Genomic DNA, 10,109 nt, shown 5'->3' on the forward strand with positions numbered 1-10,109 from the left:
GACCAATATCGAAGAAACCAGCCGCACGCTGCATGATTCGGGGCCACGGCGGATTTCTCCGTTTTTCGTGCCGGGCTCGATCATCAATATGATTTCCGGTTTCCTGTCCATCCATCTGGGTACGCAGGGGCCTAACTACGCCATTTCGACAGCCTGTACCACCGGTACGCACTGTATCGGTATGGCGGCGCGCAACATTGCCTACGGCGAAGCCGACGTGATGATTGCCGGTGGTGCCGAGATGGCCGCTTGCGGTCTTGGCATGGGGGGCTTTGGTGCTGCTCGTGCGTTGTCGACCCGCAATGACGAGCCGACCCGCGCCAGCCGTCCATGGGACAAGGGCCGTGATGGCTTCGTGTTGTCCGACGGTGCCGGTGCGTTGGTGCTTGAAGAGCTGGAGCACGCCAAGGCGCGTGGTGCGACCATTTACGCCGAGCTGATCGGCTTTGGCATGAGTGGCGATGCGTACCACATGACCTCGCCGCCGGCCGATGGCGCAGGCGCTGCACGTTGCATTGTCAATGCACTGCGTGACGCCAAGCTGAACGTCGACCAGGTCCAGTACATCAACGCCCATGGTACGTCGACCTCGGCCGGCGACCTCGCCGAAGTCTGCGCGATCAAGTCGGTGTTTGGCGATCACGCCTACAAGCTGGCGGTCAGCTCGACCAAGTCCATGACCGGTCACCTGCTGGGTGCGGCGGGCGCGGTTGAAGCGATTTTCAGTGTGCTGGCAATCAACGGCCAGGTGGCGCCACCGACCATCAACCTCGATGAGCCGGATGAAGGTTGCGACCTCGACTTCGTGCCACACGTGGCGCGTGATACGAAGATCGATGTGGTGCTCTCCAACTCGTTCGGTTTTGGCGGTACCAATGGCTCGCTGGTGTTCCGTCGGTTTGCCGATTGATGGAAAGCTGGGTCGACGGTCAGCCGGCTGACGCACTGTCGCTAAAAGACCGCGGCCTGGCGTATGGCGATGGTCTGTTCGAGACCATCGCCGTCAAGGGTGGGCAGCCATTGTTGCTGGACCGACATTTGAGTCGTCTGGCCGATGGCTGCTCGCGCTTGGCGATTAACGCGGATCATGCATTGATTCGCAGTGAGCTACTGATGTACGCCACTGCCCTTGGCGAAGGTGTGCTCAAGCTGATGCTGACCCGTGGCGATAGCCAGCGTGGTTACGCGGCCGATCCTTCGGTGTCGCCGCGACGTATTCTTCTAGGCAATCCTCCAGCGGCTTATCCTGCCGTGCATGCGCAGCAAGGTGTTCGGCTGTTTCCCTGCGCTACTCGACTTTCCGACCAGCCGTTGCTGGCTGGCCTCAAGCACCTCAATCGTCTCGAACAAGTCATTGCCCGTTCCGAATGGCAGGATACCGAGCACGCCGAAGGCTTGATGCTGGATCTTCGCCGAACTCTTGTCCCAGGCCGAGAGGTTGGGGATTGTCACGCATGTCACTGACATCAGCCTTGATCAGCTGCAACAGGCTGATGAAGTTTTCGTCTGCAACAGCGTGTACGGCATCTGGCCGGTACGCGCTTATGCTGCACTGAGCTGGCCGGTTGGGCCGCTCACCCGTAAACTGCAAGGCATTGCCCGCGCGCTACTGGATGCTTGATTCGTGAGACGTAAATTCTTGCTGCTGCTGGAAGCCGGACTGGTTCTGGCGGGGCTACTGCTGGGCGCTTCGGCCTGGAAGATCAACTCGGCGCTGGAGCAGCCACTCAAGATTACTCAGGAAGAGTTACTGGATGTACCGAGCGGTGCGACACCGTCCGGGACCTTCAATCGCCTCGAAACCGATGGCGTGCTTCAGGACGCCTTCTGGCTGCGCCTGTACTGGCGCTTGAACCTTGCCGCGCAGCCGCTGCACAGCGGTGAATACCGCATGCTGCCGGGGATGAATGCACAGGGCTTGATCGGTCTTTGGCAGCGCGGTGAAGTGGTTCAGTACAGCCTGACGCTGGTCGAGGGCTGGAACTTCCATCAGGTCCGTGCGGCGCTGGCAAAAAATGACAAACTCCAACAAACCCTTGCGGGGCTGAGCGACAGCGACGTGATGGACAAGCTCGGTCACGCCGGAGTGTTTCCGGAGGGCCGGTTTTTCCCGGACACCTATCGTTTTGTGCGGGGCATGACCGATGCCGAGCTGCTGGAAAAAGCTTACGAGCGCCTCGACGACGTCCTCGCAAAAGAGTGGAACAAGCGCTCCCCTGACGCACCCTATACCGAACCCTATCAGGCGCTGATCATGGCCTCGCTGGTCGAGAAGGAAACCGGTGTGCCGCAAGAGCGAGGGCAGATTGCCGGGGTGTTCGTGCGGCGCATGCAGATCGGCATGTTGCTGCAAACCGATCCGACGGTGATCTATGGCCTGGGTGATCGCTACAACGGCAAGTTGACCCGCGCCCACCTGAAAGAACCGACGCCCTACAATACCTATATGATCGCTGGGTTGCCGCCKACGCCGATTGCCATGGTCGGTCGTGAGGCGATTCACGCGGCGCTGAATCCGGTGTCCGGCACCAGTTTGTATTTCGTGGCGCGCGGTGACGGCAGTCACGTGTTCTCCGATGACCTGGATGCCCACAACAGTGCTGTGCGCGAGTTCCAGATCAAACGACGCCCCGATTACCGTTCCAGCCCGGCGCCGGCCAATGGGGTCGCGGCACCTGATGCGCAGGCGCCGACTCCTCCAGCGTCGCCCGACACGGCACCAGAGGCGGCACCGCAACTGCCGTCATCGCAACCGGCTCCGGCCCCAGCTCCGGCACCGAATGCCGATGAGCCGCAAAGCCCGCAATGACTCTGACTAAGGACTGCCTGTGACTGGCTTGTTTATTACTCTGGAAGGCCCGGAAGGCGCGGGCAAGAGCACCAATCGTGAATACCTGGCCGAGCGTCTGCGCGCCGGGGGTATCGAAGTCGTGTTGACTCGCGAGCCTGGCGGCACACCGCTGGCCGAGCGGATCCGCGACGTGCTGCTGGCTCCGGTCGATGAGGTCATGAACCCGGATACCGAGCTGTTGCTGGTGTTCGCAGCGCGAGCGCAGCATCTGTCCGAGGTCATCCGCCCGGCGCTGGCGCGGGGCGCGGTGGTGTTGTGCGACCGCTTTACCGATTCGACTTACGCCTATCAGGGCGGTGGTCGCGGATTGTCGCTTGAGCGTATCGCGACCCTGGAAACCTTCGTTCAAGGCGATCTGCGCCCGGACCTGACGCTGGTGTTCGACTTGCCGATTGAAATCGGCATGGCGCGTGCCAGTGCTCGCGGTCGGCTGGACCGTTTCGAGCTGGAAGGTCGAGTGTTTTTCGAGGCGGTGCGCAACGCGTTCCTGAAGCGTGCCGAGGCTGATCCGGCGCGTTACCTGTTGGTGGACGCCTCGCAGCCATTGGCACAGGTTCAGCAATCGCTGGATGCCTTGCTGCCGCGTCTGCTGGAGCTGGCCCGTGGCTGAAGCCTATCCGTGGCAAGACAGCCTCTGGCAGCAACTGGCCGGTCGCGCCCAGCACGCCCACGCCTATTTGCTGCATGGCCCGGCCGGGATCGGCAAGCGTGCGCTGGCCGAGCGGCTGATGGCCAGTTTGCTCTGCCAGCGTCCAACCGCAGAAGGCGCCTGCGGCGAGTGCAAATCCTGCCTGCTGCTCAAGGCCGGCAGCCACCCCGACAACTACATCCTGGAGCCTGAAGAGGCCGACAAGGCGATCAAGGTCGATCAGGTGCGTGATCTGGTCAGCTTCGTGGTCCAGACCGCGCAGATGGGCGGGCGCAAAGTCGTGCTGATCGAGCCCACCGAGTCGATGAACATCAACGCCGCCAACGCCTTGCTGAAAAGTCTCGAAGAACCCTCGGGCGATACCGTGTTGCTGCTGGTCAGTCACCAGTCCAGCCGTCTGCTGCCGACTATCAAGAGTCGTTGCGTGCAACAGGCCTGTCCGTTGCCGAGCGAAGCCATGAGCTTGCAATGGCTGGCCAAGGCCTTGCCCGATTGCACCGAAGAAGAGCGTGCCGAGCTGTTGACCCTGGCCGCAGGTTCGCCGCTGGCGGCTGTCAAGCTGCAAGGGCAGGGTGTGCGTGAGCAGCGTGCGCTGGTCGTCGAGGGCGTGAAGAAGTTGCTCAAGCAGCAACAGTCGCCGACGCAACTGGCTGAAGAATGGAAATCCATTCCGATGTTGCAGCTGTTCGACTGGTTCTGCGACTGGTCGAGCCTGATTCTGCGTTATCAGCTGACTCAGGACGAAGCCGGGCTCGGCCTGGCGGACATGCGCAAAGTGATTCAGTACCTGGCGCAGAAAACCGCCCAGGAAAAAGTCTTGAATATTCAGGACTGGATTCTCGCCCAGCGGCAGAAAGTGATGAGCAAGGCCAACCTCAATCCCGCGTTGCTGCTGGAAGCGCTGTTGGTGCAATGGGTGTCCTTGCCTGCCCCGAAGTGAGCGTCTGCGCCTAGACTCTGATCATCAGCCATGGAGGTCAGCATGAATGAACTCGTCAGCCCAGGCCCGCGGAACGGCATCCTGTCCCTGACCATCAAGGACAAATCCGTGCTGTATGCGGCCTACATGCCGTTCATCAAGAACGGCGGTCTGTTTATCCCGACCAACAAAAGCTACAAGTTGGGCGACGAGGTATTCATGCTGCTGCACTTGATGGATGAGCCGGAAAAAATTCCGGTGGCCGGTACCGTGACCTGGATTACCCCCAAAGGTGCACAGGGTAATCGCGCGGCCGGTGTCGGCGTGCAGTTCAATGAAGGCGATGACACCGCTCGAAGCCGAATCGAAACCTATCTGGTCGGAGCCCTGAAGTCCGACCGTCCCACTCATACGATGTAGTTGCCGTCTTTTATGCTCGTAGATTCCCATTGTCACCTTGACCGTCTCGACCTCGCCGCACACGACGGCTCGCTGGATGCTGCACTTGCCGCTGCTCGTCAGCGCGGGGTGGGGCACTTTCTGTGTATCGGCGTCAGTGTCGACAACGCCAAGGACGTCAAGGCCCTTGCCGAGCGTTACGACGACGTCGATTGTTCGGTGGGCGTGCACCCGCTGGATGTTCAGCCGGGCGCCGCGCCGGCGTTGGACTGGCTGCTGCAGGAGCTCAATCACCCGCGGGTGGTGGCAATCGGTGAAACCGGCCTGGACTACCACTACGAGCCGGAAGCGGCCGAGTTGCAGCAGGAGTCTTTCCGTTTGCACCTGCAAGCGGCCCGGCAGACTGGCAAGCCGGTAATTGTCCACACCCGTGGCGCCCGCGCCGATACGCTGGCGTTATTGCGTGAGGCCGCGTTGCCGCAGGCCGGGGTGTTGCATTGCTTCACCGAAGATTGGGACATGGCCAAGGCTGCGCTGGATCTGGGGTTTTATATTTCATTGTCGGGGATCGTGACGTTCCGCAATGCCGATGCCTTGCGCGATGTGGCTCGGCAAGTACCGGCGGACCGCCTGCTGGTGGAAACCGATTCGCCGTACCTGGCGCCGATCCCTCATCGCGGCAAGCCGAACCTTCCGCAGTACGTGCGGGATGTGGCGGAGTTCCTGGCCATGTTGCGGGGCGAATCCTACGAGCGCTTTGCCGAGCAGACGACGGAGAATTTCAAGCGGCTGTTTCCGTTGGCGCACGTCAAGTCGATTTGACCGGTTGAGCCGCTGGCTCAAATCGCAGGCAAAAAAAACCCGGGTTCTGGGGGGTGAATCCGGGTTAAGACCATTAGGAGTAAAACAAAGGTACGCGGTCCTTTGGTACCTTCATCGGCGCAACACTTGGGGGAGATGTCACGCCGACAGTTCAAGTATTGATCACTATTGCGCCGAGTCCAGTTTGCCCCTGCTGTTTCTTAAACATATTTGGAATACAGGCGCTTCGCTTGGGTTCTCACTGCTTGGCGATCGACGCGACAATGGCGACAGTTTCGTCAATCACGCGCTTTTCGGTGTAGAAGTGCGGTGAAAAGCGAATGCCTGGGCCGCGCGGGATGCAGACTACCTGTTGGGCTTTCAGCGCCTCGTAAACAGCCTGATTATCGATGCCATCGATACTGAACGAAAAGATCCCCCCGCGCCGGGCCGGATTCAGCGGGCTATGCAGTCTGACGCCGGGAATTGCGCTCAGGCCGTCCTGCAGCCATTTCACTCGCTCGGCGATCAGGGCGGCGACTTGCTCCATGCCGACTTCTTCCAATAACGACAGGCTGGCTTCCAGCGCCATCGCCCCGAGCATGTTCGGGCTGCCGCATTCAAAGCGTCGTGCACTCTTGGCCGGTTCCCACCCGGTGCGAGTGTAATCGCCCATGTGTTCGAGCATGTGCCAGCCGAACTCGTGCAGTTTCAGTTGTTCACGCAATTCGCTGCGCACATAGAACACCCCCAGGCCTTCTGGTCCGAGCAGCCATTTGTGGCCGTCGGCCATGGCGAAGTCGCATTGATAGCTCTGGACGTCGAAGGGCAGGGCGCCCAGCTGCTGGATGGCGTCGATGCAAAACAGCACGTTCTGTTGTTTGCAGCCGGCACCCAGGCGTTGCAGGTCGAGGCGCAGACCGCTGGCGAATTGCACCGCACTCACCGACATCAACCGGGTACGCGGTCCGCAGGCTGCCAGCAGGGCGCCTTCCGGGTCATCACCGGTGAGACTGGCCTGCACCACTTCCACACCTTGTGTCGCCAATGCTTCCCAGACGATGCGATTGGAAGGGAATTCTTCATCGCTGATAACGATCTGGTCGCCGCTTTGCCATGGCAGTCCGAAGGCGACAAAAGACAATGCTTCAGAAGTATTTTTGACCAGCGCCACATCATCCGTCGACGGTGCATTAAGCAGGCGCATCAGCCGTTCACGCAGGCGTTGTTCCAGGTCCATCCAGTCCGAATAGTCCCGTGCGCCCAGTAAAACGTTCTCTTGAGCGAAGCGTGTCACTGCCATGGCGGCGCGATTTGGCCAGGGTGCAACGGCTGCATGATTCAAATAACGCAGGCCTGGAGCCTGTACAAATTCATCAAGAAACATAGTCATGGTCGGATGATCCGTGCAATTTGGCGCAAGTTAGGCATAATACGCGGCTTCGTATTTTGACCCCTACAGACCTTTTCTTATGCATAAAGAACCTCGTAAGGTCCGTGAGTTTCGTCGCCGCGAGCAAGAAATTCTCGACACCGCGCTCAAGCTGTTCCTCGAACAAGGTGAAGACAGTGTCACCGTCGAGATGATCGCTGATGCCGTGGGTATCGGCAAAGGCACCATCTACAAGCACTTCAAGTCCAAGGCGGAGATCTATCTGCGCTTGATGCTCGATTACGAGCGTGACCTGAACGAGCTGCTGCACTCTGCCGATGTCGATAAGGATAAGGAAGCCCTGTCCCGGGCCTACTTCGAATTCCGCATGCGCGATCCGCAACGTTACCGGTTGTTCGATCGCCTGGAAGAGAAGGTGGTCAAGGGTAATCAGGTGCCGGAAATGGTCGAGGAGTTGCACAAGATTCGCGCCTCCAACTTCGAACGCCTGACCTTGTTGATCAAAGGCCGCATCAGCGAAGGCAAGCTTGAAGACGTGCCGCCGTACTTCCACTACTGCGCTTCCTGGGCGCTGGTGCACGGCGCTGTCGCGCTGTATCACTCGCCGTTCTGGAGCAACGTGCTGGAAGATCAGGAAGGTTTCTTCCAGTTCCTGATGGACATCGGCGTGCGCATGGGCAACAAGCGCAAGCGTGATACCGACACACCGAGCAGCTGAACCATTCAGATGCCTTATTGCGCCATGTTTTCTCTGTATGGCGCAGTGCCCCAGGAATATACTCAGGCTTAGGTATTGCTAAAACTTGATTTGTGAGTCAAGTTTTAGCGCATCCGAATCTACTTCCGCCGGAGTGATCCATGATCGTTGATCGACAAGGCAGGCAGTTCCGCAATTTGCGGGTCAGTCTGACCTCCGCCTGCAACTACGCCTGTACCTATTGCGTGCCCAATGGCAAGCGACTGGTGGCTGCGCAGGATGAACTGTCGGCCGAGGCCATGGCGCGCGGTGTTGCCTATCTGATCGAAGCCGCGGGCATCGAGCGCTTGCGCATCACCGGTGGCGAGCCGCTGGTGAGCCCGAAGCTGGAAACCTTCATGACGGCTGTCGGGCAGATGGGCCTTGCCGACATCAGCCTGACCACCAACGGTCAGTTGCTGGCGAAAAAACTGCCCTTGCTGGTGGATGCCGGCATTCGGCGAATCAACGTTTCCCTCGATACCCTGGACGCCGATGCGTTCCGCAGCATTGCGCGCGGTGGCGATTTGGCGACCGTGCTCAACGGCATGGACCAGGCTCGCGCAGCGGGCATGAAGATCAAGGTCAACATGGTGCCGTTACGCGGGCAAAACCTCGATCAAGTGATGCCGTTGCTCGATTATTGCCTGGAGCGCGGTTATGAATTGCGCTTCATCGAGTTGATGCGCATGGGCCATCTGGCCAGCGATTCGAACGCATTCCTGCAGCAGTTTGTCAGCCTCAAGCAGTTGCTGGGTCTGATCGGCGAGCGCTATGAGTACCTGCAGGCCGACGCGCCGGTGGATGCCACGGCAGTGCGTTACGAAATTCCGGGGCGCGGCTATTTCGGCGTGATCGCCAATGAAAGCGTGCCGTTCTGCCGCACGTGCTCGCGCTTGCGACTGTCCTCCACTGGCTGGCTGCATGGCTGCCTGTCGTCGAGTAACCGCCACTATGTCGGTGACTTGCTGGACAAACCCCGTCATCAAGCATTGCCGGCGCTCCAGCGTCTGCTGGTGAAAGCTCTGGGCGACAAGCAGGAAGTGGCATTTTCCGGTGGTGCGACCGTGATGAAGATCATCGGCGGCTGATTAATCTCTGTGGAGAGCTTGCTCCCGCTGGGTCGCGAAGCGGCCCTGAAAACATATCCCCGCAACCTGTCAGGCATACCGCATTTACCCGTTTTACGACGGCTGCGCCGCCGAGCGGGAGCAAGCTCCCTCGCCACAGGTCCTCATTCTGAATCCGGAAATGTTCGAGTCCTCAGGGACTGGCGCGGAAGCTGCATCCTGCCGACATTCGCCGGTTTTCCGTCACCGGCCTCTGGAGGATAGGATGCGTAGCCTGGTTTTGCTGCTGGCCGTTTTGGCGCTCGGCGGCTGCATGAATGTCAGCGACATGGGCGAGGGGATTCACTACCACATGAGCGACGCAGGTCTGCTCGATCACAGTGACAGCCGTCGCGTGAATAATCTGCGCATTCAGCCGGACTCGTTTATCTACATCGCTCAAGGCGCTTTTGCACCGCCGGGCAGTGCCTATCCGCGGCCGAACGTGGTCGCTGAAGAAGCCTTCAACGGCTTCATCGAATATTTCCCGATGGTTCGCCGTGCCCGCGCCCCCGAAGGTCTCGACACTGCTATGGGGGAGGCACGTGCGGCTGGCGATATCGACATGCGCATCGCCCGCGACGGTACCTGGTATTACCTGGGCACGCCGATCGGGCGCAAGCCGATGGTCAAGCTGTTCTCCACCATCATTCGCCGCGACGGCGATGATTACTTCCTGATTACTCCGGTAGAGAAGGTCGGGATCAAGGTCGATGACGCGCCTTTCATTGCCGTGACGCTGGAGGTCGAAGGCGAGGGTGAAGCCCAGTTGTTGCGCTTCACCACCAACGTTGATGAGCAATCCGAGGCGGGTGCCGAGCATCCGTTGCGGGTAGTGATCGATCCCGTTACCCAGGAGCCTGCGCCTTACGTGCATGTACGCACCAACCTTGAAGCGCYGATCCATCGCAACGTGTTTTATCAACTGGTCGAACTGGCCGTGACCCGCGAAATCGACGGGCAGCGCTGGTTGGGTGTCTGGAGCGGCGGCGAGTTTTTCCCTATCGGCCTTGAGCCGTAACGCGCCGAGCTTCTGTACGCTGGAAAATGGCCCGGTATTTAAACCGGGCCATGGCCGATGGGCTTACAAGCCCTTGCTCTTGAGCCGGGCGGCATGTTCCAGATAGAGACTGACCGGGCTCACGTTCCAGCTGGTGATCCCGGCCATTTGATTGACGGCGTCAAAGTGGTCCATGGGGTAATCCGAGCGGATCACTTTTCCCAAGTGCGAGCTGTATCGTCCGACCAACCC

Annotated in this window: 9 protein-coding genes and 4 pseudogenes; 11 read left to right on the plus strand and 2 right to left on the minus strand. The window is 59.8% G+C overall.

Features of this window, described 5'->3' with window-relative positions; translation table 11 throughout:
• The 7 genes and pseudogenes from fabF to AC1DH9_RS15545 all read left to right on the plus strand — a co-directional run.
• The coding region (gene fabF / locus AC1DH9_RS15515; protein WP_477808385.1) for a beta-ketoacyl-ACP synthase II at positions 1-910 on the plus strand (910 nt) is incomplete at its 5' end.
• Positions 910-1,621, plus strand: a pseudogene (pabC, locus tag AC1DH9_RS15520) (aminodeoxychorismate lyase). The gene fabF and the pseudogene pabC, both read left to right, overlap by 1 nt.
• A gap of 3 nt (positions 1,622-1,624) precedes the next feature.
• Positions 1,625-2,809: an endolytic transglycosylase MltG gene (gene mltG / locus AC1DH9_RS15525; protein ID WP_427540507.1), complete on the plus strand. Its 1,185-nt coding sequence runs from the start codon at positions 1,625-1,627 to the stop codon at positions 2,807-2,809.
• Positions 2,810-2,828: 19 nt separating this feature from the next.
• Positions 2,829-3,461 carry a dTMP kinase gene (gene tmk, locus AC1DH9_RS15530; RefSeq protein ID WP_427540504.1) on the plus strand — a complete coding sequence of 211 codons (633 nt, stop codon included), beginning with the start codon at positions 2,829-2,831 and terminating at the stop codon, positions 3,459-3,461.
• The gene (locus tag AC1DH9_RS15535) at positions 3,454-4,440 is read left to right on the plus strand and encodes a DNA polymerase III subunit delta' (RefSeq protein WP_427528464.1); all 987 of its coding nucleotides are present in this window, start codon (positions 3,454-3,456) and stop codon (positions 4,438-4,440) included. Before tmk ends, AC1DH9_RS15535 begins: the two co-directional genes overlap by 8 nt.
• Before the next feature lie 42 nt (positions 4,441-4,482).
• Positions 4,483-4,839 (plus strand): PilZ domain-containing protein, encoded by a 357-nt coding sequence (locus AC1DH9_RS15540; protein ID WP_103317654.1) that lies wholly within the window; start codon positions 4,483-4,485, stop codon positions 4,837-4,839.
• A 12-nt stretch (positions 4,840-4,851) separates the two neighbouring features.
• Entirely contained in the window at positions 4,852-5,640 is a 789-nt protein-coding gene (locus AC1DH9_RS15545; RefSeq protein ID WP_427540502.1) for a TatD family hydrolase, read from the plus strand.
• A gap of 238 nt (positions 5,641-5,878) precedes the next feature.
• On the opposite strand, the gene AC1DH9_RS15550 is transcribed toward AC1DH9_RS15545, so the two are convergent.
• The gene (locus AC1DH9_RS15550) at positions 5,879-7,012 is read right to left on the minus strand and encodes an aminotransferase class V-fold PLP-dependent enzyme (protein WP_427540499.1); all 1,134 of its coding nucleotides are present in this window, start codon (positions 7,010-7,012) and stop codon (positions 5,879-5,881) included.
• Between the two features lie 79 nt (positions 7,013-7,091).
• On the opposite strand from AC1DH9_RS15550, the gene AC1DH9_RS15555 reads away from it, so the two are divergent.
• The 4 genes and pseudogenes from AC1DH9_RS15555 to AC1DH9_RS15570 form a co-directional block, all read left to right on the plus strand.
• The gene (locus AC1DH9_RS15555) at positions 7,092-7,730 is read left to right on the plus strand and encodes a TetR/AcrR family transcriptional regulator (protein WP_019689364.1); all 639 of its coding nucleotides are present in this window, start codon (positions 7,092-7,094) and stop codon (positions 7,728-7,730) included.
• Positions 7,731-7,870: 140 nt separating this feature from the next.
• Positions 7,871-8,839: a GTP 3',8-cyclase MoaA gene (locus tag AC1DH9_RS15560; protein ID WP_427540496.1), complete on the plus strand. Its 969-nt coding sequence runs from the start codon at positions 7,871-7,873 to the stop codon at positions 8,837-8,839.
• A 331-nt stretch (positions 8,840-9,170) separates the two neighbouring features.
• Positions 9,171-9,353: pseudogene (locus tag AC1DH9_RS15565) on the plus strand (DUF4823 domain-containing protein); the annotation flags it as partial.
• Between the two features lie 57 nt (positions 9,354-9,410).
• A pseudogene (locus AC1DH9_RS15570) lies at positions 9,411-9,878 on the plus strand (DUF1285 domain-containing protein); the annotation flags it as partial.
• A gap of 63 nt (positions 9,879-9,941) precedes the next feature.
• Here the strand turns inward: AC1DH9_RS15570 and AC1DH9_RS15575 are convergent.
• A pseudogene (locus AC1DH9_RS15575) lies at positions 9,942-10,109 on the minus strand (triacylglycerol lipase); the annotation flags it as partial.

Source organism: Pseudomonas sp. 05T35 (assembly GCF_056396605.1).

What these genes read in the sequence shown, in the direction of transcription:
- AC1DH9_RS15560 (WP_427540496.1), top strand. Translation starts at nt 7,871, where the DNA reads ATGATCGTTGATCGACAAGGCAGGCAGTTCCGCAATTTGCGGGTCAGT.
- AC1DH9_RS15540 (WP_103317654.1), top strand. Translation starts at nt 4,483, where the DNA reads ATGAATGAACTCGTCAGCCCAGGCCCGCGGAACGGCATCCTGTCCCTG.
- AC1DH9_RS15555 (WP_019689364.1), top strand. Translation starts at nt 7,092, where the DNA reads ATGCATAAAGAACCTCGTAAGGTCCGTGAGTTTCGTCGCCGCGAGCAA.
- AC1DH9_RS15550 (WP_427540499.1), bottom strand. Translation starts at nt 7,012, where the DNA reads ATGACTATGTTTCTTGATGAATTTGTACAGGCTCCAGGCCTGCGTTAT.
- AC1DH9_RS15545 (WP_427540502.1), top strand. Translation starts at nt 4,852, where the DNA reads ATGCTCGTAGATTCCCATTGTCACCTTGACCGTCTCGACCTCGCCGCA.